Below are 22,292 nucleotides of genomic sequence, written 5' to 3' on the forward strand. Positions count from 1 at the left end.
GCGGCGAGGAGATGGAGCTGCTCGCCCGGCTGGCGGGCGGCTGACCGGCGGCTGACCGGGAGAGTCAGCTCGCCGGTCCGGCGGTCACTTCACCTCGCGGTGGAGCACCCGCCAGGTGCCGGCCGCGAGCGGGAGGATGACCCACACGAGGCTGGAGACCGCGAGCTTCGCCCACGCGTCGCCGTCCATCGAACCCATGAGGAGCGGGCCGGTGGTGCTGTTCATGTCGAGCCACTGGACGGGCGTCCGCATCCACGAGATGAGCGCCCCGAGGAGCGTGAGCACGGTCGGCAGCACGTAGTAGGCGACGAGCGCTGCCGGGGTGTTGAGCAGGATCATGCCGAACGCGACACCCTGGGCGACGACGAGCAGCTGCATGAGGAAGAAGCCTGCGAGCAGGTCCCACTCCACCGTCCACGTACCGGCACCGTCCTGGAGGGCCATGCCGGCGACGTTCGCGACGGCGGCGAGGACGATCGCGGCGAAGACCGCTGCGACACCGAAGCCGAGGGCACTGATGAGCTTGGCCGCGATGACCCGGCCGCGCCGTGGCTCGAGCGTGAAGGTCACCATCCCGGTGCGCTGCGACCACTCGCTGGTCGCCGCCATGATGCCGATGGCCGGCAGGAGGAACATCTGCGGGGTCGCTGCACCGAGGGCGAGGTCCATGAAGGTCAGGTACTCGGGGTCGCTCACCCACACCTGGATCACCATGACGATCGCGGTGATGAGGCCGAGCGTGATGAGCAGCCAGCGACCCGCACGGGTGTCGAGCTGCTTGCGGAGCTCGACGTGCAGGAGGCGGGTGAACGGGATCGCCGTGATGGGCTGCGTCCGTGTGGGGGTGGTCTTCACCGTGGACTGTGTCGTGGTGCTCATGCTGCTCCGACCTCCTCGCGACCGTGCTCCGACGTCAGGTCGAAGAAGAGCTCCTCGAGCCCGTTGTTCTCTGCCGCACCGAGACCGGTGAGCACGATGCCGGCCGCGAGCGCGACGCGCCCGACCTCCTCGGCGCTGGCGGGCGTGCTCAGACCGCCGCTCGGCCGGGTGGTTGCCTCGATGCCGGCCTGCTGGAGCGCTGCGAGCAGGCCCGCGTCGTCGAGGCTCGACACGACGGAGCCCGCGACGGCGAGCAGCTCGGCCTTGGCACCTTGCGCGACGATCTTCCCGTGCCCGATGACGACGAGGTCGTCGGCGATGGCATCCATCTCGAGGAGCAGGTGCGACGAGAGGAGGACGGTCCCTCCGTCGGCGGCGAAACCGCGCAGGAGGGAGCGCATCCACCGGATGCCGGCGGGGTCGAGGCCGTTGACCGGCTCGTCGAGGATGAGCATCTGAGGATCACCGATGAGGGCGTTCGCGATGCCGAGGCGCTGGCGCATCCCGAGGGAGTAGTTGCGGACGCGGCGGCTCGCCTCCTTGGGGTTGAGCCCGACGAGCTCGAGCATCTCGTCGACCCTGCGCTTGTCCACGCCCATCGTCAGTGCGGTGAGCGCGAGGACCTCGCGCCCGGTGCGGCCTGCGTGCTGCGCGGAGGCGTCGAGGAGGACACCGACGCGGCGGCCGGGGTTGACGAGCTCGGCGAACGGCTTGCCGAAGACGGTGGCCGTCCCGGCGCTCGGTGGGGTGAGGCCGCACATCATCCGCATGGCGGTCGACTTGCCTGCCCCGTTCGGTCCGAGGAAGCCCGTCACACGACCCGGGCGAACCTCGAACGACACGTTGTCGACGGCGGTGAACGCGCCGTATCTCTTGGTGAGTCTCTCCACTGTGATCATGGGTCCAGCCTCCTCCTCCCGAGGGCCCGCGCGCATCGGGCATCCGGCGCGGACCGGCGCGTCTTTGGTAGGGGGTGCGACGCACCCGGCAGCGACCTGTGGCAGTGTCACCGCGACCGGAGCTCCGCCTAGGCTGGCGCTCATGCCCTCGCGCTCCACCCTGCCCACCTACTCCCCGCCGCCGCTCGGCACGTGGGGCAAGACGTGGCGGGTCCTGGCGGCGCTGCTCGTGGGGATGCTGACCTTCGCGGTGACGCTCGAGGACACCACGACGGTCGCGCCGTGGTTCTTCGTCGTCGACCTCGCCCTCGGGATCGTCTCGGTGATCCTCCTGCCGTGGCGCCGCAAGCACCCCTTGACGATCGCGCTCGTGGTGTCGCTCATCTCCGCGTTCTCCTCGTTCAGCGTCGGGGCCCTGGGGATCATCGTCATCTCCGTCTCGGCGCGCCGCCGGTGGCGGGAGGTGCTGCCGGTCGGCGCCGTCTGGCTCGGTTCCGCGTACGCGTACGAGCTCGTCGTCAACCCCGACGACCCCACGCCGTGGTGGGCGATCATCCTCACGGGCGCGCTCGTCTACGTCATCTGCGTCGCGATCGGCTTCTACATCGGCGGTCGCCGCGAGACGCTGCAGAACCTCGAGGAGAGGGCGGTCCGCGCCGAGCGCGAGCAGGCTGCGCGCGTGGACCAGGCGCGCACGGCGGAGCGCTCCCGCATCGCCCGCGAGATGCACGACGTGCTCGCGCACCGCATCTCGCTCGTCGCGATGCACTCCGGCGCCCTCGCCTATCGCGGCGACCTCACGCGCGACGAGACCCGGGCCACCGCGACGATCATCCGCGACAACGCCTACCTCGCCCTGACCGAGCTGCGCGAGGTGCTCGGCGTGCTGCGCGACGTCGACGCGGGCGCGAGCGACCCGGACCGCCCCCAGCCGACGCTCGCGGCCCTGCCCGACCTCGTCGACGAGAGCCGCGCCGCGGGCACGGTCGTGAGCTGCACGGTCCTGCCCCGGACGGCCGAGGAGCTCGGCTCGCTGGCCGACACGACGAGCCGCAACTCCTTCCGGATCATCCAGGAGGCGCTGACGAACGCGCGCAAGCACGCGCCCGGCGCGCCGGTCGAGCTCCGTCTCTCCGGGGTGCCGGGCGGGCGCCTGAACATCGTGCTCCGCAACCCCATCCCCGAGGCGACCGCAGACGGCGACCCGTCCGCCGAGCTGCCGACGTCGGGCATGGGACTGGCTGGTCTGGCCGAGCGGGCGAAGCTCGCCGGGGGCGAGCTCACGCACGGCGTGGACCAGGGTGGGCAGTTCGTCGTGAGAGCCTGGCTCCCGTGGCCGACATGACTCCTCCCGCTGAAACCACCATCCGCGTCGTCCTCGTGGACGACGACGCCCTCGTGCGCGCCGGGCTGCGGCTCATCCTCGGCGGCGACAAGGACGTGGAGATCGTCGGCGAGGCGCCCGACGGGCTGGAGGGCGTCGCCGTCATCGCCCATACGCGGCCCCACGTGGTCCTCATGGACATCCGCATGCCGCGCCTCGACGGCCTCGCCGCGACGGAGCAGGTGCTCGCAGCCAATCCCGGCACCAAGGTCATCGTGCTCACGACCTTCGACACGGACGACATGGTGCTGTCCGCCCTGCGGATCGGCGCGCAGGGCTTCCTGCTCAAGGACACGGCGCCCGAGCAGATCGTCGCCGCCGTCCGGACCGTCGCCGCCGGGCACCCCATGCTCTCGCCCACCGTCACCGCCCAGCTCATGGCGAGCGTCGTGCGTGACACCTCCGGGTCCCGGAGCCAGCCGGCGCTCGACCGCCTCGCCCGGCTCACCGACCGTGAGCGCGAGGTGGCCGTCGCGATCGGCCAGGGGCTGTCGAACGCGGAGATCGCGACCTCGCTCTACATGAGCGTCGCCACGGTGAAGTCGCACGTGGGACGCCTGTTCACCAAGCTCGAGGCCGAGAACCGGGTGCAGGTCGCGATCTGCGTCCACGACGCAGGCCTCGTCTGACACGCACCGCTGCCGACCCGTACCGCCACCGAAGGGGAATCATGACCGACGCGACACCCGCCTGGATCCCGCTCGACGAGATCGCCGCGCAGGAGGCCGAGCTCCAGCTCGGGTCGCTCACGCACGACGACGCGTGGGAGCTCGGCCGCACGCTCGTCGAGGCCGCCCGCGCGCAGCAGGCACCCGTGACGATCGACATCAGCATCGGCGACCAGCAGGTGTTCCGGGCGGCCCTGCCGGGCTCGAGCACCGACCACGTCTCGTGGATCGAGCGCAAGACGCGGGCCGTGCGGCGCTTCGGCCACAGCTCGCTCTACCTCGGGCAGGAAGCCCGCGAGGAGGGCGTGACCTTCGACGACAAGCACGCCCTCGACCCGGCGCTCTACGCGGCGCACGGCGGCGGGTTCCCGCTCGTCGTAGCGGGCACGGGGCTCGTCGGCGTCGCGGTCGTGTCGGGGCTCCCGCAGCTCGACGACCACGCGCTCGTGGTGCAGGCGCTGCGGACGTTCCTCGGGACGGACCCCAGCTAGCCGTCTGCTGTTCGCCCAGCCGTCAGGTCGGCGTCCTCAGAAGCCGTCACGGGCAGCCGATGAGGCGCCCGTGGACGATGACGGTACTGCTCGGACTGGCATGATCGCTCCGGGCTCAGGGCGCGTCACGCGCTCTGTCTCGGCAGGTCGGGCTGCGGACGCCACGGTGATGGAGTGGGTCCGCGACCGCGCGGCAGGCACGACCGGCGGCCTGCTCGGTGACCTCTCCGTCGCTGCCGTGGTCGTCGACGCGACCATCCGCGCCAACGAGCTCGACGAGCTCTTCCGGCGCGAGGAGGACCTGCGCTGCGTCGTCCTGCGAGGGCCCGACGGGCCGGTGCTCGTGGCCCGGTCCTGGTTCGAGATGACCATGACCGGACGGCTCGGCTACGGACGCCTCCTGCACGCCCGGACACCCATCCTCGAGATGATCCTCGAGCCGTCGCTCGTCATGGGGCACGACTCCACGGTCGCGGCCGCGGCGTCAGCCGTCATCGCGCGCCGCTCCCCCGGCACCGCCGCCGACGCCGTGGTGGTCGAGTGGGAGGACGGGTCCCTCGGGGTCGCGTTCGTCTCGACGGTGTTCGAGCGGCTCGCCCGGCAGTACGCCCACCAGTCGTGGCACGACCCACTGACCATGCTGCCCAACCGCCGGTACCTCATCGAGCAGATCCAGTCCCTCGAGCTCCAGCGCGCAGATGCCGGGACGAGCTGGCAGGCCGTGCTCTTCTACGTCGACCTCGACCGGTTCAAGGACGTCAACGACCAGCTCGGTCACGGTGCCGGTGACCAGGTCCTCACCCAGTTCGCGAGCCGGCTCCTGTCGGTGTCGCGGGTCGGTGACGTCGTCGTGCGCCTCGGTGGCGACGAGTTCGCCATCCTGGCCACGTCTCCGCTGACCGTCGCGCAGGCGGGTGCGCTCGCGTCCCGGCTCGTCCTGGAGGCCGCCGCACCCTTCGTCGTCGAGCTCGCCGACGCCGCCGGGGCGGTCACCGAGCGCACCGTGACGATCGGCGCGAGCGTAGGGGTCGCCCACTCCGACCTCAGCCTGCCGAGCGTGCTCGTGACGTCGCTCGAGGTGCTGCTCAAGCAGGCCGACATCGCGATGTACCGCGCCAAGGAGCAGGGGCGCGGACGATCCACCTTGTACGACCCGCAGATCCGGACCGGTCAGGAGACCTCCGAGGCCACGACCGCCCGCCGACGGATGGAGCGCAGCCTCCGCGCGGCGATCGACCAGGGATCGTTGACGGTGCACTACCAGCCGGTCGTCGACCTGCCGTCCGGGCGGGTCATCGGCGTCGAGGCGCTCGCCCGGTGGCACGACCCGGTCCTCGGCAACGTGCCCCCGGACCAGTTCATCCCCGTGGCCGAGCAGACGGGGCTGATCAACGACCTGGGCGAGTGGGTGCTGCGCACCGCGTGCCGCCAGGGAGCCGTCTCGACCGTCGGCGTCGACGACGAGCTCACCGTCGCGGTGAACGTCTCCCCGGTCCAGCTTGCCCAGCCCGGGTTCGTCGCCGTCGTCCTCAGCGCACTGGAGGACTCCGGGCTCGCCGCCCGGCGGCTGTGCCTGGAGATCACCGAGACCGCGGCGGTCGCCGACCTCGAGGCCACCGCGGAGCAGCTGCGCGAGCTCCGCGGGCACGGTGTGCAGATCGCGCTGGACGACTTCGGCACCGGGCACTCCTCCCTGACGATGCTCCGGGCACTGCCGCTGACGACCGTCAAGATCGACCGGTCGTTCGTCGAAAACGTCGCTCGCAGCGCCCAGGACGCCGTGCTCGTCCGCATGGTCATCGAGACCGCGCACGTCCTCGGCCTGCGGGTCTGCGCCGAAGGCATCGAGGACGCGGACCAGGCTGCCCAGCTCGTCGCGCTGGGGTGCGACACGGCGCAGGGCTGGTACTTCGGCATGCCCGAGCCGCCGTCCGAGCGGCTGACGCGTGCTCTGCGCTGGACGGTGGGACCGGACATGTTCGACGCCAGCGCCCCGGCACCCGTCCCGCTCGGGGCGGCGGACGAGCTCATCCTCGTGACGACGCCGGAGCACGTCATCACCTACGCCTCCTCCACCGCGCAGGGGCTGGTCGGCTGGACACCGCAACAGCTCGTCGGCACCCCGGTGCTGGACCATCTGCACCCCGAGTCCGTCGCGCGCCTCGCCTCGCTCGACCCCACCACGGTGCACGACGGCCGCGCCACCCACAGGGTGCGCCACCGCGACGGCGGCGAGCGGTGGTTCGACACGCGCAGCAAGGCGTTGCGCGACGAGGACGGGACAGTTCGCGAGGTCATCTCGGTGGGGCGGGACGTCAGTGCTGTCAGGCGCACCCAGGGTGAACTGGCTGATAGCGAGCAGAAGTTCCGGCACGTGTTCGACGATGCGCCGACAGGCATGGTGCTCAGTGGTTCGGACGGGCGCATGTTGCGGGTCAACCCGGCGTTCACGGCGATGGTGGGGCGCGTCCCGGCGGACCTGGTCGGGCGACTGGAGGCGGAGATCATCGACCCGGGTGACCATGCTGAGGAGGCCGCGCGGCTGGGTGCGCTCCGCGACGGGACTGTCAGCTCGTTCCGGCTGGTCCGGCGGTATCTCGGTCACGACGGCGTTGTGGTGCCGGCCGAGGTGCGCGCCTCCGTGATCCGCGACGATGCGGGCGGGGTCGTCTACGTGATGGGGCAGGTCAGCCCCAGGTGATTCGCCAGGCCCACCGGGGCCTGTGGCTCAGCCGCCCCCGGGAGCGGGCCAGAGACCCAGCCCAACCTGGTCCAGTGCGCGTTCGCCGCGACCGGCCCTGACCAGCTGTGGGGCGCGGACGTGTCGTTGCCGTGCAATGGCGTCTGCGGTCTGTGGGGCGCCCGTGGAACAGTTGTCTGACCATAGCGAGCGATGACCGACGGTGGCGGTGGCAAGGCTCACGATCAGGGAGGGACTCACCCGTGGTCCTGCACATCGTCGCCCTACACTGGAAGTGGCAGTAGCTTCGGAGCATCTGTGTCTCACAACCGAGCAAAAGGATCTACGTGCTTCCACGCGCGCCCGAGGCCGACCTCTCGCCGAAGATCGACGAGCTTATCTGCTGCGGTGTAGGCGCGGCCTCGCTTTTCCCCGATCGCCGTAAGGAGTCCCGCCTGGGCGAGTTTGGTGAGATCGCGCGTGGCCGTCTGCGGGGTGATCTCTGTGCTCGCCTCGGCGAGTGAGGTGATATAGCGGCCGCGTGTGACGGTTGCGCCAAACAGGGCGTCGTACAGCGCTTCCATTGCTCGATCATCTACACCGGCGGTTTCAAGTAGTTCACTGAGAGCCATCGACGCCTCGCCTGCGGCGGCGATGCGGGACGCGCGCTCCTTAGCCTGATTGTAGTGGGCGGTAAGGATAAAGCGGATCCAGGGGCGCACCTGCTCGGTTGTCGCTGACCGTGGGCGCCACTCCCCCTTGCCCACAGTGGCGAGGACATCGTAGTAAGCCTGCGTGTGGCGACCGAGATACTCCTCGATGGAGAGGAATATGGGCGAGATGGCGCCGTCCGCGGCGAGCACGAGGGACTGCAGCACGCGTGCCATACGTCCATTACCATCCTTGAACGGGTGAATAAGGACAAAGTTCAGGTGCGCCATGGCTGCGTTGACGAGGCTGTCACCGCCTTCCTCGATAGATTCAGCCAGTTCTTTCATCAATGCAGGCAGCGCATCCGCTTCGGCTCCCTCGTGCACGATGTCCCCAGTAAGCTCCTGCTGAACGAAGACCGGCCCTTTGCGATACCGCCCGGGTCGCTTCGTGAGATCGTACGATGTCACCATGTAGTGCAAACTGCGGATAAGGGTGGGGTCTACTACGACAGGATCCTCGGCGAGTTGAAGCACGTAGGTCATCGCCAATTGGTAGCCAGCAAGGGCCCGCTCAGTCTCCTCGTCGACGGTAGCCGGTTTCTCACCTTGGGCAATGGCTGCCACCTCATCGACGCTCGCATTGATGCCCTCAATGCTGTTCGATCCCTGCACATTGCGAGCGAAAGTCATTCGACGAAGTGGGGCCGTCCAACGGCGGGCCTGACCAACCTGGTGCCTCAGGGATTCGCTCAGGTCCTGGATGGCTACGCGAACCTCTTGTTCTTCGTCCGTGAGGACGGGGGCTACGTACATGATCTCTCCGACCTAGAGTTGATGCTTAGTAAGCATCATATCATCACGATCGGCCGGGCGTTCGGCCGTTGCGCGGGCCTAGATGTTCTGTGTCATGACGTTGGTGACGGTCAGGCGCGTGCTCTGGGAAATCGACGGGCAGGAGAACCTCGACGCCCTCGTCATCGAGTGGACCTCCCGCCTCGTCTCGGTCCAGGTGCGCGACCCTCGCTCGCGGTTCGTGGGCGTGTGGCTACCTCCCCGGGACGTCCGTCGCCGGGGGGATCAGCGCTCGACGTGATCGGCGATGAGCTCACGCTGCTCGTCATCCGGGTCGGGCGCGCTCGCGCGCACGATCGCGCCGACAAGCACGATGAGCGCCGCGACGACGAACGCCTCGAAGTGGTGCGGCGGGCTCGTCGACATCCCGTACGCGTCGTCCAGCCTCGAGAGCACCAGCGCGCTCGCCCACCATGGAAGGATCGGCGCCACGTAGGCACCGGCGACGACGCAGACCGCCACCACGTTGATCAGGCGGTGATGCGCCGGTCGGAACGGGCGACCCTGAGAGATCGCGACGAGCACCGGGCGCAGGGCGAGGGCCGCCACGAGGAGCGCGACCCCGCGCAGCAGCGCGTCAGCACGCGAGAGAAGCTGCTCGCTGAGCGACGCCTCGTAGGTACGGACCGTCACGACGCCGATGGGCTCGGATCGGTAGTCCCGGTCGGGCAGCCCACCAGTCGATACGCCCCACACCGAGACCTCGGGGTACGGCTTCTGGTCGACCTCGAGCACGAGGTCGGCACCCACGCCGTCCGACGAGCGCAGCTGCATCGGTACGGCCACGTGACCCGTCGAGCTGGTCACCGGCTCGAGCCAACGGACCACACCCACCACTGCGGCGACCACACCCCCCGCGACGAGCACGAACGCGAGCACGACAGCCAGCCGACGCGATCGGACACTGACAGCACGCATGCTCATCCCCTCGACCGACGCTCCTGGCCAGCAGCGTACAGACCGGCACGACCCAGCCGGCGTTCTCCGCCAGACCTCCGCGAAACGCTCTTGCTTCTGCTCCACGCGGGGCGCATGGTCGAACGACCCGGTCCAAACGAACGAGGGGAACACCGTGGGCTCGGCCCGACAGGCGCCACACAGCACAGACGAACGATCGTCCCGCCGGAGGCACCCAAGAGCTCACCTGCAGACCCGCTTCTCGAGCACTCGACGTCAGCGAGCCGCAACAGTGGTGGTGGCCGCGCTGACTCTCACCACGAGCCTGGTGCTCATCGACGAGCGACACCATCCTGGGCTCTTCTACCGCTACGTCGTGGCCCAGATCCCAGACGTTCAGCTCTTCTACACCTCGGACGCGGACGTCGTCGCGTTGCGCCTGCGGATGGTCGCCGCTGCGGGCGACCTGCTCGCGATCGACGGCATCGACAGCGTCGCATGGCCAGCCATCCAGCTCTTCGACGATGGAACGAGAGCTCGTGTCACACCGATCGGCACGCTGGACGTGCAGGCCGATGCAGATGTCGACCTGGCCTCACTAACCGACCTCACGCGAACCGTGGCCACCAGCGCCAGCGACTCCACTCTTGAACTGCGCATCACCGTGAACAGCGACGACAGCGTCATCACCATCCGGCCGAGAGACATCTGAAGTCAGCCCAACGTCGGTGCGGGCACCCTGCATGATTGTCTGGTCCCCAGCGCTCGAGGAGGTCAGCCCGTGGTGCCATCGAGCGAGGGTGCACGTCGGTGGCCGGCCCGTCTCGGGGTGCTCGTCGTCGTCGTCGGGGTCGTGGCCACGCTGAGGGCCTGCGGTCCGCGTGACGAACCCCCCGTTCTGGAGCTGACCCTCTGCCAGGCGGCATTCTCTGACATGGCCTCAGCTCACCAAGGTGATGCCAACATCGTCCTCGCCGACTCCGAGAGTCGGTCGTTGCGCTACTGCGAGTCCCCTGAGGAGTGGCTCGCAGGCGCGGGCGAAAGGCCAGACGCGATCCCGGTCGGCACCGACGCGAAAGTGGTGCTGCGGGAGCTGTGCTCGAGGGCAGATCGCGCTGACCATCCGGCGTGCTCCGCCCCCGAGACGTCGTAGGGATCGGGACGGTTCGGAGGGCCCTCGACGTCGTTCATGGCGAAGTACGAGACGACAGGCGCCGAGAGGAACCGCCCGCACCATGAGCACCGATGAGCTCTTCGCGCTGTGCCGCGTGGCCCTGCCGTTCGCTCGACCGACTTCGCGTCACCAAGGCGGGCGGACGTTCCTCGGGTCGAACTGATCCGAGCAGGGCACTGATCTAGACCGGCGGCGATCGAATCCAGCGACCTTCCGGCTCATATCCGTTCGCTATGCGGCTCATCCGGGTTGAATCCAAGACACTCTGGCCGCATAGTTGCTGTATGGCATCCCGAATCATCACCACGCATGCCGATGCGACCCGTATGCCCGTACCGGATCTCGTCCGAGAGCTCGTCGACGGGCTCGGAGCCTCGGTCGTCGCCGCGATGTCAGGTGCCGGATCGCGCTCGCTCCCGAAAAAGTGGGCCGAGGGAACCCGACCCGGTCAGGACAAGCTTGATCGCTTGGTCCTGGGTTACCGAACGTGGAGGATCCTCAAGGATGCCGAGGGGAGCAGCGTCGCGCTCGCGTGGATGGTGGGTTCCAACCCCCGCCTGGGCGAGAGCACACCCGTCACCTTCGTCAGGGACCTACGAGCCGCGGAAGTGCTGGGCGCCGCCGAGGCGTTCGTGAGCGACGTCCCGGCGTGATCGCGAGCCCTGAGTCGCGCACCTGCTCGAGTACCGGTGTGCGGCTGGCCCCTGCCACAGGAGAACTCGCGTTCCGGGTTGCGAAGGACCGCTACACACGGCGATCCGGACCGCTCGCCTCGTTGCCGAACGGCCATGTCGGAGCGCTGCCTCGGACCGTCAAGGAGGTGCGTGGACGCTTCGACACGATCGGTCGCACGGTCTACTTCGGCGACTCGCCGGAGTGCTGCTTCGCCGAGACTTTGCAGGCGTTCCGCAAGAACCGCCAGGCTCTCGCAGCTGATGCCCAGGCCGCCGGACAGGATGTCGACGAGTACGTCCGAGACGTCACACAGGACGCACTCGACAACGGGTTGGACACCCCCTGGGCGGTGTCGGTCGACTGGCAGATGGAGCGTTCACTGCTCCCCATTCGTATGCCACTGGAGGGCTGGTGGGTGCTGATCGATCATCCGGACACACTCAACACCTTGAATGATGCGCTCGCCGCCGATCTCCGTTCGGTCGGGGTCACCCTCCTGACGTCGAGCATCGCGACCGGGGAGAATCGAGCAGCGACCACCCTGATCGCCCAGCACGTCCGCGACCTCGTCCTGGACGATGGTTCTCAGCCTCTGGGGATCTCCTTCCCGTCGAAGACCGGCTACGGGCGCTGCCTTGCATGGTGGAACCGTCGGGAAGACGATGGCCTCCTCCCGGCGGACGAAGGCCCGAGCTCCGACGGCCGTAGCGACAACGTCGACACTCCGGGGTTCCGCCGCGTATGCAGCGACTGGAGCCTTTCCGTGTTGCCAGGACGCCCTTCCTGGTAGCCCTCACCTATGGCTGCGGCAACCCGCTCGGGCGCTTCGACGGGCCACCGCAGTACGCTCACCAACGTGCCTGATCCCTCCGTCCCGGACCGGGAGCGCCTCGACCTGCGGGCCGACTGCTCCCGGTGCTTCGCGCTGTGCTGCGTGGCCCTGCCGTTCGCGCGGTCCAACGACTTCGCGTTCACCAAGGCGGCGGGCGACCCGTGCGTCAACCTCCAGGGCGACTTCCGGTGCGGCATCCACACGACGCTGCGAGAGAAGGGCTTCCCGGGCTGCACCGTGTACGAGTGCTTCGGCGCGGGTCAGAAGGTCGCGCAGGTGACGTTCCACGGGACGGACTGGCGGGCCGAGCCGGGCTCGGCGCGCCTCATGTTCGACGTGTTCGCCACGATGCGCCACCTCCACGAGCTCCTGTGGTACCTCACGGAGGCGCTCGACCTCCACCCGTCGGGGCCGCTCGCCGAGCAGCTGCGCGCCGCGCTCGACGCGACCGAGCGGCTGACCGTCACGGAGCCCGAGACGATCGCGGGCGTCGACGTCGCCTCGCACCGGACGGACGTCAACACGCTCCTCCTCGCGGCGAGCGAGGCGGCGCGAGAGGCGGTCGTCCGAGCACGGCGCGCACGGCTGCCCAAGCGGGTCGGCCGCGGCGCCGATCTCGTCGGTGCGCGGATGCCGGGCGCCGACCTCTCCGGGGCGAACCTGCGCGGCGCCGTCCTCGTGGCAGCCGACCTCTCGCGCGCCACCCTCTACCGTGCAGACCTCATCGGCGCAGACCTGCGGGACACCGACCTGCGGGGCGCCGACCTCAGTGGCGCGCTCTTCCTCACGCAGATGCAGGTCCAGGCAGCCCGGGGCGACGCGGCGACCCGCATCCCCGCGGCGCTCGAGCGCCCGGCCCACTGGGCAGCGGCCGGCACCGGGCCGACGCAGCCCAAGTCCACCCGCTGATCACCCTGCGAGTCGCCGCCACGGTGCCCACCGATCGGTACTCTGGCGCGGTCGACTCGAAGGGAAACAGCACCAATGTGGATCGTCTCCAAGGACCGCTCGGACATCTGGACGGGCTCTGAGGTCCCTGTCGGCAACGGCGGAGGCATCGGCTGCCACGAGTGGGTCAACCTCGACACCGGCGCTGCGTTCCTCCTCTACCCCACGAGCAAGTGGAACCAGGGCGGCGCGTTCCTCCTCTACTACCTGCGCCCGGGCTCCGACCTCGTCGTCGACATGACGGAGAAGTTCTTCACCGCCGACATGAACGTCTACCCCCGCGGCAAGGCCGACGGGTGGGAGGCGCCCCAGGCGCGCTGCATCAGCTTCGTCACCAACGCGCTCGGCGCGAAGGACCCGCTCAGGCTCTGACCCGGCGCCGGGGCCGTTCCCGAGGCTCGGACGCTCAGGTGCGCAGCCTCGTCGTCGGGCCGGGCTCACCGACGTGCCGCGCAGCCGCGGTGATCATCACCGCCCGTCGGCCGCTCGGGCGCAGGGACACATGGTCCTCGAAGCCGAGCTCGGGAAACTTGTCGTGCCCGTGGAAGTAGAGGACCACCGTGTTGAGCACCGCGGCGAGCGGCACCGCGAAGAGGGCGCCGAGGATCCCGGCCACGAGCGTCCCGCCCGTCACGACGAGCACGACCGCCACCGGGTGGAGCGAGACGGCGTGGCCCATGAGCCATGGCTGGAGCACGTGCCCCTCGATCTGCTGGACGAGGAGAACCACGCCGAGCATGATCAGCGCCGTCACCCAGCCGTTCGCGACGAGGGCGACGAGCACGGCGACGGCCCCCGTGACGACTGCCCCGACGAGCGGCACGAATGCGCCGAGGAAGACGAGGACCCCGAGCGGCACCGCGAGCGGGACACCGATGATCGCCGCTCCGATCCCGACCCCGAGCCCGTCGATGAACGCGACGAGGATCTGGGTCCGGACGTAGGACGCGAGGGTGACGAGCCCGCGCCGGCCGGCCTGGTGGGTGCGCTCGCGTGCGTGACGTGGCAGCAGACCGACGATCCACGTCCAGATGCGCCGGCCGTCGAAGAGGAAGAAGAAGGTGCAGAAGAGGGCGATGAGCCCGCCCGAGAGCACCTCGGTGACGGTCGTCGTCACGGTCAGGGCCCCGGACGCGACCGAGGATGATCCGCCCTGGACGGCCGACGACATCTCGTCGAGATAGCCGTCGATCTCGTCGGAGTCGAGGTGCAGCGGGCCGCTCGCCAGGGCGTCGAGGAGCTGCTGGATGCCCTGCTCGGCCTTGCCGCCGAGGTCGGCGAGACCGCTGGCGATCTCCAGGCCGGCGACGACCACGAGACCGACGACGCCGGCGAGGAGCGCGACGAGCGCCGTGGCCGAGGCGAGCACCGGGGAGAAGTACAGGCGTGTGCGGAGCACGCGGGCGAAAGGCTGGAGGAGGACAGTGAGCAGGAGGGCGACGGCGACCGCGACGACGAGGACCTTGAGGTAGGACACGAGCCACACGACGCACGCGGCGCCGAGCACGATCGCGACCAGCCGCCACGACCACGCGGCTACGGACTGGATGCTGCGCGGCACGAGGTCTGTCGACCGTGGCACCGCTCTCGTCGAGGCGCCCAACGCGTCGCTGCTCACGTCGAGCCTGGTGCCCTCGCTGGGTCCGGCGCCCTCGCTGTGAGCGGTGCCCTCGTCCGGCGTGGTCGGACCATCTGTCTCGTCCTGCCCGGCGCCCATCGCCCCCCGTTCCTCGTCCGCTCCGACGCTGGTGGGCGCGCCAGGGATCCGGTACCGCTCCTGGCCAGTGTTGATCCGTCCGACGGCGCGCGCAAGCGGATTCTTCGGACGGGCAGGAGCCGATCACTTCTGCATGCGCTTCACACCTCTGTGCGCAACTGCCTTGCGGCTTTTGTTGGCACGTCGACGGAAGTGGCATAGGGTGCGTCTCATCGAGCCTGGCGACGTCGCCGGGCGAGCGCCCGCACCGACGCCGGCGCGCTGACGACGAGGAGCGACGATGCACCTGGCGGACACCATCCCGGACGAGCACGGCCTCGGCCGGACCGGACTCTGGCTCGTCGGAGCGCGCGGATCGGTCGCGACGACAGCGATCGTCGGCCTCGCCGCGATCACGGCACGGCTCGCCGGACCGGCCGGGTGCGTCACCGCCGGGGACGATTTCGCGGACGCCGCGCTGCCCGGGTTCCACGACCTCGTCGTCGGCGGGCACGACATCAGCCACGACACCCTCGTCAAACGCGCCGAGGCCCTCGTCGCCTCAGGCATGCTCCCGGCCAACCTCCTCGACGGGGTGCGGCCTCGACTCGCAGAGATCGAGGCGGAGCTGCGGCCCGGGTACGCGCTGCCACGCGGCGTCGGGGTCGAGAGCCCGGGGGTCGCGGCGGACCCGGCGGGGCACCCGGCCGAGAGCCAGGGCGACGCGGCCCGACGCCTCGCTCACGACATCACCGACTTCCGCGAGCGCCACGGCCTGGCCCGGGTGGTGGTCGTCGACGTGTCCTCGACCGAGGCGCTCGTCGAGCTCCTCCCGGAGCACGAGGACCCGGACCTCCTGCGGGCCGCGCTCGACGACACGGCACGCACGGTGCTCCCGGCGAGCTCGGTCGTCGCCTACGCAGCGCTGCTCGCCCGCGCCCCCTACGCGGGGTTCACGCCGTCGGCCGGGATGAGCCTGCCGGTCCTCACGCGCACGGCCACCGAGCTCGGTGTGCCGGTCGCGGGTCAGGACGGCAAGACCGGCCAGACGTGGCTGCGGACCGTCCTCGCTCCCGCGTTCACGTCCCGAGGCCTCCGCGTCCTGTCGTGGGCCGGCACCAACCTCCTCGGCGGCGGCGACGGCGCGACGCTCGCCGACCCCGAGGCGGTGCGCAGCAAGCTCGTGTCGAAGAACCGCGGCCTGGTCGACCTCACCGGCACGACCGTCACTCCCCTGCACATCGACAACGTGCCCGACCTCGGCGACATCAAGGTCGCGTGGGACCACGTCCACGTCGAGGGGTTCCTCGGTTCCCGCGCCACCCTGCAGACGACGTGGAGCGCCTACGACTCCATGCTCGCCGCGCCCATGGTCCTCGACCTCGCCCGCCTGCTCGCCCTCGCGGACGCGACCGGGCACGCCGGGCCGGTGGCCGAGCTCGGCTTCTTCTTCAAGGACCCGTGGGGCAGCGAGGCGCACGCCTTCGCGGAGCAGGCCCGCACCCTCGTCGACTGGGCGGCCGCCGCGTCCGCGACGCTCGCCGCACGTTCGTGACGCCCGTAGCGCGGGTGGCGCCCGGCGGGGCCCGGCTCGGCGACTACGTCGAGCTCGTGCGGGCCCCGGCGATCCTCTCCGTCCTCGGCGACACCCTCGCGGGCGGGGCCGCGGCCGGCCACCCGTTCACCGTCCGGCGGCTCGCGCTGCCGCTCGCGTCGGCGTGCTTCTACGCGGGCGGCATGGCGCTCAACGACTGGGCGGACCGCGAGGTCGACGCCCGCGAGCGCCCCGAGCGGCCGATCCCGTCAGGTCGGATCAGCTCTCGCCGTGCGCTCGGCGTCGCCGTCGGCCTCACGGCCGGCGGCCTCCTTCTCGCGCCCGTCGGCGGGGGCCGGCGGGCGCTGCTCCTTGCCGTGCCGCTCGCCGCGACCGTCTGGACGTACGACGTGCTGGCGAAGGACCACGCTACGGGTCCGCTCGTCATGGCGGCGTGCCGCGGCCTCGACGTCCTCCTCGGCGCGGGGCCCGGTCACCTGCGGCCTGCGCTGCCCGCGGCGGCGGCGCTCACGCTCCACACCGCCGGCGTCACTGTCCTCTCGCGGGGCGAGGTCCACGGGACGACGACCGCCCACGCCGGGGCCGTCGCCGCCGGGACGGTCCTCACGGCGGTCGCGGCCGCCGTCGTGCCGACACCCCGCCGGGACGCACGCTCGGCGCTGCACCGTGCCCTCGCGACCGCCGCCTCCGTCGCGTTCGCCGCTGCCTGCCTCCCTGCTCAGCTCACCGCGGCCCGCGAGCCGACCGCCGACCACGCCCGCACCGCCACCCGCGCGGGGATCCGCGCGATGGTGCCGCTCCAGTCCGCGTGGGCCGGGCGGCACGGGCAGCCGTGGGCGGTCGGTGCCCTCGCCGTCGTCGAGGTAGCGGGGCGCGCGCTGCGCGCTCGCTCCACCCGCGCGGGGACGCTGGTGAGCGAGACGTGAGCATCCCGGAGGCGTTCCCCGCAGGGACGGCCGGGATGCCGTTCACCCTCGGCTACGGCACCAACGGCTTCACGGACCACCCGCTCGGCGCGACGCTCGACCTCCTGCACGCCGAGGGCTACGGCGCGGTCGCGCTGACCCTGGGCTACCCGCACCTCGACCCGTTCGCGGCGGGGGCAGACGCTCTCGTCGACGACCTGCGCGGGCGGCTCGACGCGCTGGACATGCGCGTGGTCGTCGAGACGGGGACGCGGTTCCTCCTCGACCCGTACGTCAAGCACCGGCCCACGCTGGTGGACGCCGAGGCCGGGGCCCGCGTCGCGTATCTCGAACGGGCCGTCGAGGTAGCTGCCCGGCTCGGTGCGGAGTGCGTCTCCTTCTTCTCCGGCATCGAACCGCCGGGCGCCCGCCCGGGCGAGGCCTGGGCGCGGCTGCTCGAACGGCTGCCGCGGCTCGTCGAGCACGCGGAGCGATCCGGCGTGCAGCTGGCGCTCGAGCCGGAACCCGGGATGGTCGTCGAGACGGTCGCGGACGCGCTGCGCCTGCGCGAGGAGATCGGCTCCCCCGAGACGCTCGGGCTCACGGTCGACATCGGGCACTGCGTCGTCGTCGAGCCCGGCGGCGTGGAGGCGGCGCTGCGGGCCGCCGGCCCGTACCTCGTCAACGTGCAGGCCGACGACATGCGCAGCACCGCGCACGAGCACCTGCCCTTCGGGGAGGGCGAGCTCGACCTCCCCCTGGCGCTCGCGACGCTCGCCGACGTCGGGTATCGCGGAGTCGCCGCGGTCGAGCTGCCGCGGCACTCCTACGACGCGCCCGGCCTCGCCCGACGCAGCATGGCGGCGCTCGTCGCTGCCTGGTCCGACGATCACCCTCGAGGAGGCTCACGATGACCACCCCCACCCCTGTGACCGCAACCGCCCCTGGGACCGCGCCGTCGGATGGCTGGCTCAGCGACGCGCTCCACGCCGTCGAGTCGGACCCGACGAGCATCGGCTCCGTGTTCGGCTCCGTCGGGCGCCACGTCGGGCGTGGGCCGGTGGACAAGGCCGGCGATCCCCGCGGGATCCACGGCACCGTCGACGACGCCGCGCGCGCGCAGCTCGTCCAGAGCCTGGCTCGCTCCGCGAGCCCGTCCGAGACCGCTGAGCGCCTCACCGCGCTCTACCGCGCGGGCGACACCGCAGAGAAGCGCGGCGTGCTGCGCGGCCTCGACGCCCTTACCGGCGACGGCACCATCAACCCGGCGCCGCTGCCCGCCTCGGTGCCGAACCCGCTCGTCGCGGCCGGGACCGCCCTCGTCACCGACGCCCTGCGCACGAACGACCCGAGCCTCGTCGCCGCCGCGACCGGTCCGTTCACCGCCGCGCACCTCGACCAGCACGCGTGGCGCCACGCCGTGCTCAAGCTCGTCTTCATGGGCGTGCCCCTCGACGCCGTCGCCGGCCTCGACGAGCGTGCGGACGACGAGCTCGCGCGGATGGCCGCCGACTTCGCCGCCGAGCGTCGGGCCGCCGGACGCACGGTGCCCGACGACCTCGCGCGGATCACCGGCGCCGGCAGCACCTCCGCCGGCACCGACCGCGCCCCCGAACCCGGCCCTGCTGCCCCCGAGAAGAAGGACGCCTGATGCGCATCTTCGACCCGCACATCCACATGACGAGCCGCACGACGGACGACTACGAGGCGATGTACGCGTCGGGGGTGCGGTGCGTCGTCGAGCCGGCGTTCTGGTTGGGGCAGCCGCGCACGAGCGTCGCGTCCTTCACGGACTACTTCGACGCGCTCCTCGGCTGGGAGCGGTTCCGGGCGTCGCAGTTCGGCATCCGCCACCACGCGACGATCGCGCTCAACCCCAAGGAGGCGAACGACCCCCGGTGCACGGGCGTGCTCGACGAGATGCCGCGCTACCTCGGCAAGGACGGCGTCGTCGCGGTCGGCGAGGTCGGCTACGACTCGATGACCCCTGCCGAGGACGACGCGTTCGCCCGGCAGCTCCAGATGGCGCGCGAGCACGCGCTACCCGTCCTGGTGCACACGCCGCACCGGGACAAACGTGTCGGCACGCAGCGGACGCTCGACGTCGTCGCGGAGTCGGGCGTCCCCGCCGAGCACGTGGTCGTCGACCACCTCAACGAGACCACGGTCGCCCTCGTCAAGGACGCCGGCGCGTGGATGGGCTTCTCCATCTACCCGGACACCAAGATGGACGAAGCCCGGATGGTCGCGATCCTGCGGGACGTCGGGACGGAGAAGGTCCTCGTGAACTCCGCCGCGGACTGGGGGCGCTCGGACCCGCTCAAGACACGCTCGACCGGGGACGCGATGCTCGCCGCGGGCTTCACCGCGGCCGACGTGGACCGCGTGCTCTGGCAGAACCCGGTCGACTTCTACGGGCAGTCGGGCAACCTCCTCCTCGAGCCCGTGCCGGGCTTCGTCGAGGAGGACGGGCCCGCGGCGGGCGTCACCTTCGAGGGCAGCTCCGTGCTGCGAGGGGTGCGGGCGTGATGCACCTGTCGTACTGCACGAACGTCCACCCGGCGGAGGATCTCGACGGGGTGCTCGACCAGCTCGTCCGCTCGGCGGGGCCGGTCCGCGAGGCGGCCGGTCTCGACGTCCTCGGCGTCGGGCTGTGGCTGCCGGCGTCGCTCGCGCACCGGCTCGCCGGATCGGCGCAGGACCGCGAGCGCCTGCAGAGGGTCCTCGCCGAGCAGGGTCTGGAGGTGCGGACGCTCAACGCGTTCCCGTACGCGGCCTTCCACGCGGAGGTGGTCAAGCTCGACGTGTACTCGCCGACGTGGGCCGAGCCCGAGCGTCTCGCGTACACGCTCGCGTGCGCCGAGGTGCTCGCGGACCTCCTGCCGCCGGGGGCGGACGGGTCGATCTCGACGTTGCCGCTCGCGTGGCGCGAGCCGTGGTCGGCGGAGGACGACACCGCAGCGACGCTGGCCTTCGTCGTGCTCGGGGCCGAGCTGCACGCGCTCGCCGCGCGGACGGGCCGGACGGTCCGGGTCGCGGTGGAGCCCGAGCCGGGCTGCGTCCTCGACACCGTGGACGACGTCGTCACGTGGCTCAGCGAGCGGGTGCCTGCGGGGATCGACCCGGAGCACGTGGGCGTCTGCCTCGACACGTGCCACCTCGCCGTCTCGTTCGCGGACCCGGAGCAGGCGGTGCGTCGGATCACGGAGGCGGGGCTGCGCGTCGTGAAGGTCCAGGCGTCTGCGGCGCTGCACGTCGCGGGCCCTGCGGACCCGGCTGCGCGGGCGGCCGTGGCCGCGTTCGCCGAGCCGCGGTACATCCACCAGGTGCGCGAGCGCACCGAGGCCGGGCCGGTGCTCGCGGCGGACGACCTCCCGGACGCCCTCGGCGGCGGGCACGGAGACGCGACGGGCCGTGCGCTGCCCGGGACGGGTCCGTGGCGGGTGCACTTCCACGTCCCGCTGCACCACGAGCCCGCTCCCCCGCTCGCGGCGACGACGGACGTGCTGCGTGCGGCGGTCCGGGCGGTGGCGGCTGCGCCGCACGGTCTCGAGGCGCACCTCGACGTCGAGACGTACACGTGGTCGGTGCTGCCGCCCGGGTCGCGGGACGTGTCGCTCGTCGCCGGGATCGCGGCAGAGCTGCGCTGGGCGGTGGACGAGCTGCTGCCGATCGCGACGGCGCGATGAGGCCGGTGCTGCTGCTCGACGTCGTCGGGCTGACCGAGAAGGCGCTCGCGCACATGCCGCGGCTGCGGGCGCTCGCGACGGGCGGCTGGCAGTCGCCGCTGGCGACGGTGCTGCCTGCGGTGACGTGCAGCGTCCAGGCGACGATGCTCACCGGGCTGACGCCGGCGCAGCACGGGATCGTGGGCAACGGGTGGTACTTCCGTGGGCTGGGCGAGGTGCACCTGTGGCGTCAGCACAACAGGCTCGTCGAGGGCGAGAAGGTGTGGGAGGCCGCGCGCCGGGAGCAGCCCGGGTACACGGCGGCGAACGTGTGCTGGTGGTACGCGATGGGGGCGTCGACGGACGTCACGGTGACGCCGCGGCCGGTCTATCACGCGGACGGCCGCAAGTCGCCGGACGCGTACGTGCGCCCGCCGGCGCTGCACGACGAGCTGACGGGCCGCTTCGGCGAGTTTCCCCTGTTCACGTACTGGGGGCCGACGGCGTCGATCGAGTCGTCGAGGTGGATCGTCCACGCGACGCGGCACGTCATGCGGACGCGGTCGCCGAACCTGCTCATGGCGTACGTGCCGCACCTCGACTACGACCTCCAACGGTTCGGCCCCGACTCCCCCGAGGCGGACGCGGCGGCGGCCGAGCTCGACGCCACTCTGGCTCCGTTGCTCGACGACGCAGCCGAGCGCGGGCTCGTGGTGCTCGTCGTCTCCGAGTACGGGATCGCGCCCGCGAGCCGTCCCGTGCACATCAACCGTGCGCTGCGGGAGGAGGGGCTGCTCGAGGTCTACGTGCAGGACGGCCGCGAGCTGCTCGATCCGTGGACGTCGCAGGCCTTCGCGGTCGCGGACCACCAGGTGGCGCACGTGTACGTCGACGACCCGTCACTGGTCGGGCGCGTGGCCGACCTGCTGCGCGGGCTGCCGGGGGTCGACGAGGTGCTCGACCGTGAGGCGCAGGCCCGGTACGGGATCGACCATCCGCGCGCCGGGGAGCTCGTGGTCGTCGCAGAACCGCGCGCATGGTTCACGTACTACTTCTGGCTCGACGACGACGTCGCCCCTGACTACGCACGCGGCGTCGACATCCACCGCAAGCCCGGCTACGACCCCGCGGAGCTCTTCTTCGACCCCGCCGACCCGTTGGCCAAGGCGCGCGCCGGGCTCAACCTCGTGAAGAAGAAGGTCGGCCTGCGGTACGCGATGCGCACGACGCCGCTGGACGCGACGGTCGTGCGTGGGACGCACGGTCGTTTGCCGGACTCCGCCGCCGACACCCCGCTGGTCATCTGCTCGGACGCCGCGGCGACCGGTGGGGTCGGGGAGATCGTCGGAGCGGGGCAGGCGGTGCCGGCGGCCGCGGTCAAGGGGCTGGTGCTAGGGCTGCAGGGGCTCGGCTGAACTGACACCTCCTATGGGACA

22 protein-coding genes are annotated in these 22,292 nt (G+C 71.2%); 17 read left to right on the forward strand and 5 right to left on the reverse strand.

Going from position 1 to position 22,292, the window contains the following annotated elements; translation table 11 throughout:
• Positions 1 to 84 precede the first annotated feature (84 nt).
• Positions 85 to 879, reverse strand: a complete 795-nt coding sequence (locus ABKW26_RS12265) for an ABC transporter permease (protein ID WP_348594050.1) — start codon at positions 877 to 879, stop codon at positions 85 to 87.
• On the reverse strand, positions 876 to 1,778 hold the full coding sequence (locus ABKW26_RS12270; protein ID WP_348594051.1) for an ATP-binding cassette domain-containing protein: 903 nt from the start codon (positions 1,776 to 1,778) through the stop codon (positions 876 to 878). Before ABKW26_RS12270 ends, ABKW26_RS12265 begins: the two co-directional genes overlap by 4 nt.
• A gap of 142 nt (positions 1,779 to 1,920) precedes the next feature.
• On the opposite strand from ABKW26_RS12270, the gene ABKW26_RS12275 reads away from it, so the two are divergent.
• From ABKW26_RS12275 to ABKW26_RS12290, 4 genes are all read left to right on the forward strand, one after another.
• On the forward strand, positions 1,921 to 3,123 hold the full coding sequence (locus ABKW26_RS12275; protein WP_348594052.1) for a histidine kinase: 1,203 nt from the start codon (positions 1,921 to 1,923) through the stop codon (positions 3,121 to 3,123).
• A complete protein-coding gene (locus ABKW26_RS12280; protein ID WP_348594053.1) occupies positions 3,120 to 3,791 on the forward strand; it encodes a response regulator transcription factor in 672 nt (223 codons plus the stop codon). The genes ABKW26_RS12275 and ABKW26_RS12280 overlap by 4 nt, the downstream gene beginning before the upstream one ends.
• Positions 3,792 to 3,832: 41 nt before the next feature.
• Positions 3,833 to 4,321, forward strand: coding sequence for a heme-degrading domain-containing protein (locus ABKW26_RS12285; RefSeq protein WP_348594054.1), 489 nt, complete (start codon positions 3,833 to 3,835; stop codon positions 4,319 to 4,321).
• A gap of 169 nt (positions 4,322 to 4,490) precedes the next feature.
• Positions 4,491 to 7,022 carry an EAL domain-containing protein gene (locus ABKW26_RS12290; RefSeq protein ID WP_348594130.1) on the forward strand — a complete coding sequence of 844 codons (2,532 nt, stop codon included), beginning with the start codon at positions 4,491 to 4,493 and terminating at the stop codon, positions 7,020 to 7,022.
• 302 nt (positions 7,023 to 7,324) lie between these two features.
• On the opposite strand, the gene ABKW26_RS12295 is transcribed toward ABKW26_RS12290, so the two are convergent.
• The gene (locus ABKW26_RS12295; RefSeq protein ID WP_348594055.1) at positions 7,325 to 8,344 is read right to left on the reverse strand and encodes a Fic family protein; all 1,020 of its coding nucleotides are present in this window, start codon (positions 8,342 to 8,344) and stop codon (positions 7,325 to 7,327) included.
• Between the two features lie 241 nt (positions 8,345 to 8,585).
• Here ABKW26_RS12295 and ABKW26_RS12300 point away from each other — a divergent pair, with 241 nt between their 5' ends.
• Entirely contained in the window at positions 8,586 to 8,747 is a 162-nt protein-coding gene (locus ABKW26_RS12300) for a hypothetical protein (RefSeq protein WP_348594056.1), read from the forward strand.
• On the opposite strand, the gene ABKW26_RS12305 is transcribed toward ABKW26_RS12300, so the two are convergent.
• Entirely contained in the window at positions 8,732 to 9,424 is a 693-nt protein-coding gene (locus ABKW26_RS12305; protein WP_348594057.1) for a hypothetical protein, read from the reverse strand. The two genes, ABKW26_RS12300 and ABKW26_RS12305, sit on opposite strands and share 16 nt — an antisense overlap.
• A gap of 307 nt (positions 9,425 to 9,731) precedes the next feature.
• Between ABKW26_RS12305 and ABKW26_RS12310 the strand changes: the two genes are divergently transcribed.
• From ABKW26_RS12310 to ABKW26_RS12330, 5 genes are all read left to right on the forward strand, one after another.
• Complete coding sequence (locus tag ABKW26_RS12310) at positions 9,732 to 10,115, forward strand: hypothetical protein (RefSeq protein ID WP_348594058.1); 384 nt, start codon at positions 9,732 to 9,734, stop codon at positions 10,113 to 10,115.
• A gap of 746 nt (positions 10,116 to 10,861) precedes the next feature.
• Complete coding sequence (locus ABKW26_RS12315) at positions 10,862 to 11,230, forward strand: hypothetical protein (protein ID WP_348594059.1); 369 nt, start codon at positions 10,862 to 10,864, stop codon at positions 11,228 to 11,230.
• The gene (locus ABKW26_RS12320; protein ID WP_348594060.1) at positions 11,227 to 12,042 is read left to right on the forward strand and encodes a hypothetical protein; all 816 of its coding nucleotides are present in this window, start codon (positions 11,227 to 11,229) and stop codon (positions 12,040 to 12,042) included. The genes ABKW26_RS12315 and ABKW26_RS12320 overlap by 4 nt, the downstream gene beginning before the upstream one ends.
• A 66-nt stretch (positions 12,043 to 12,108) precedes the next feature.
• A complete protein-coding gene (locus ABKW26_RS12325) occupies positions 12,109 to 12,993 on the forward strand; it encodes a pentapeptide repeat-containing protein (protein WP_348594061.1) in 885 nt (294 codons plus the stop codon).
• A gap of 75 nt (positions 12,994 to 13,068) precedes the next feature.
• Entirely contained in the window at positions 13,069 to 13,404 is a 336-nt protein-coding gene (locus ABKW26_RS12330; protein ID WP_348594062.1) for a hypothetical protein, read from the forward strand.
• A 34-nt stretch (positions 13,405 to 13,438) separates the two neighbouring features.
• Here ABKW26_RS12330 and ABKW26_RS12335 read toward each other — a convergent pair whose 3' ends face one another.
• Positions 13,439 to 14,614 (reverse strand): AI-2E family transporter, encoded by a 1,176-nt coding sequence (locus ABKW26_RS12335; protein WP_348594063.1) that lies wholly within the window; start codon positions 14,612 to 14,614, stop codon positions 13,439 to 13,441.
• 415 nt (positions 14,615 to 15,029) lie between these two features.
• Here ABKW26_RS12335 and ABKW26_RS12340 point away from each other — a divergent pair, with 415 nt between their 5' ends.
• The 7 genes from ABKW26_RS12340 to ABKW26_RS12370 are packed head-to-tail and all read left to right on the forward strand — an operon-like array spanning position 15,030 to position 22,271.
• On the forward strand, positions 15,030 to 16,283 hold the full coding sequence (locus tag ABKW26_RS12340; RefSeq protein WP_348594064.1) for an inositol-3-phosphate synthase: 1,254 nt from the start codon (positions 15,030 to 15,032) through the stop codon (positions 16,281 to 16,283).
• Positions 16,280 to 17,209, forward strand: coding sequence for an SCO3242 family prenyltransferase (locus tag ABKW26_RS12345; RefSeq protein WP_348594065.1), 930 nt, complete (start codon positions 16,280 to 16,282; stop codon positions 17,207 to 17,209). The genes ABKW26_RS12340 and ABKW26_RS12345 overlap by 4 nt, the downstream gene beginning before the upstream one ends.
• Positions 17,206 to 18,102 carry a sugar phosphate isomerase/epimerase family protein gene (locus tag ABKW26_RS12350; protein WP_348594066.1) on the forward strand — a complete coding sequence of 299 codons (897 nt, stop codon included), beginning with the start codon at positions 17,206 to 17,208 and terminating at the stop codon, positions 18,100 to 18,102. Before ABKW26_RS12345 ends, ABKW26_RS12350 begins: the two co-directional genes overlap by 4 nt.
• Entirely contained in the window at positions 18,099 to 18,839 is a 741-nt protein-coding gene (locus ABKW26_RS12355) for an EboA domain-containing protein (RefSeq protein WP_348594067.1), read from the forward strand. The genes ABKW26_RS12350 and ABKW26_RS12355 overlap by 4 nt, the downstream gene beginning before the upstream one ends.
• On the forward strand, positions 18,839 to 19,717 hold the full coding sequence (locus tag ABKW26_RS12360) for a TatD family hydrolase (protein ID WP_348594068.1): 879 nt from the start codon (positions 18,839 to 18,841) through the stop codon (positions 19,715 to 19,717). The genes ABKW26_RS12355 and ABKW26_RS12360 overlap by 1 nt, the downstream gene beginning before the upstream one ends.
• A complete protein-coding gene (eboE, locus tag ABKW26_RS12365) occupies positions 19,717 to 20,877 on the forward strand; it encodes a metabolite traffic protein EboE (RefSeq protein ID WP_348594131.1) in 1,161 nt (386 codons plus the stop codon). Before ABKW26_RS12360 ends, eboE begins: the two co-directional genes overlap by 1 nt.
• Positions 20,874 to 22,271, forward strand: a complete 1,398-nt coding sequence (locus ABKW26_RS12370) for a nucleotide pyrophosphatase/phosphodiesterase family protein (protein WP_348594069.1) — start codon at positions 20,874 to 20,876, stop codon at positions 22,269 to 22,271. The genes eboE and ABKW26_RS12370 overlap by 4 nt, the downstream gene beginning before the upstream one ends.
• Positions 22,272 to 22,292: the final 21 nt, after the last annotated feature.

This window comes from Sanguibacter sp. 25GB23B1, assembly GCF_040012415.1.
Classification (GTDB): domain Bacteria; phylum Actinomycetota; class Actinomycetes; order Actinomycetales; family Cellulomonadaceae; genus Sanguibacter.

Bases quoted from the DNA above. Each gene is read 5' to 3' on its own strand.
- ABKW26_RS12265 (WP_348594050.1), bottom strand. From the start codon at position 879: ATGAGCACCACGACACAGTCCACGGTGAAGACCACCCCCACACGGACG.
- eboE (WP_348594131.1), top strand. From the start codon at position 19,717: ATGCACCTGTCGTACTGCACGAACGTCCACCCGGCGGAGGATCTCGAC.
- ABKW26_RS12340 (WP_348594064.1), top strand. From the start codon at position 15,030: ATGCACCTGGCGGACACCATCCCGGACGAGCACGGCCTCGGCCGGACC.
- ABKW26_RS12285 (WP_348594054.1), top strand. From the start codon at position 3,833: ATGACCGACGCGACACCCGCCTGGATCCCGCTCGACGAGATCGCCGCG.
- ABKW26_RS12275 (WP_348594052.1), top strand. From the start codon at position 1,921: ATGCCCTCGCGCTCCACCCTGCCCACCTACTCCCCGCCGCCGCTCGGC.
- ABKW26_RS12330 (WP_348594062.1), top strand. From the start codon at position 13,069: ATGTGGATCGTCTCCAAGGACCGCTCGGACATCTGGACGGGCTCTGAG.
- ABKW26_RS12370 (WP_348594069.1), top strand. From the start codon at position 20,874: ATGAGGCCGGTGCTGCTGCTCGACGTCGTCGGGCTGACCGAGAAGGCG.
- ABKW26_RS12270 (WP_348594051.1), bottom strand. From the start codon at position 1,778: ATGATCACAGTGGAGAGACTCACCAAGAGATACGGCGCGTTCACCGCC.
- ABKW26_RS12290 (WP_348594130.1), top strand. From the start codon at position 4,491: ATGGAGTGGGTCCGCGACCGCGCGGCAGGCACGACCGGCGGCCTGCTC.
- ABKW26_RS12360 (WP_348594068.1), top strand. From the start codon at position 18,839: ATGCGCATCTTCGACCCGCACATCCACATGACGAGCCGCACGACGGAC.
- ABKW26_RS12280 (WP_348594053.1), top strand. From the start codon at position 3,120: ATGACTCCTCCCGCTGAAACCACCATCCGCGTCGTCCTCGTGGACGAC.
- ABKW26_RS12305 (WP_348594057.1), bottom strand. From the start codon at position 9,424: ATGCGTGCTGTCAGTGTCCGATCGCGTCGGCTGGCTGTCGTGCTCGCG.
- ABKW26_RS12315 (WP_348594059.1), top strand. From the start codon at position 10,862: ATGGCATCCCGAATCATCACCACGCATGCCGATGCGACCCGTATGCCC.
- ABKW26_RS12355 (WP_348594067.1), top strand. From the start codon at position 18,099: ATGACCACCCCCACCCCTGTGACCGCAACCGCCCCTGGGACCGCGCCG.
- ABKW26_RS12295 (WP_348594055.1), bottom strand. From the start codon at position 8,344: ATGACTTTCGCTCGCAATGTGCAGGGATCGAACAGCATTGAGGGCATC.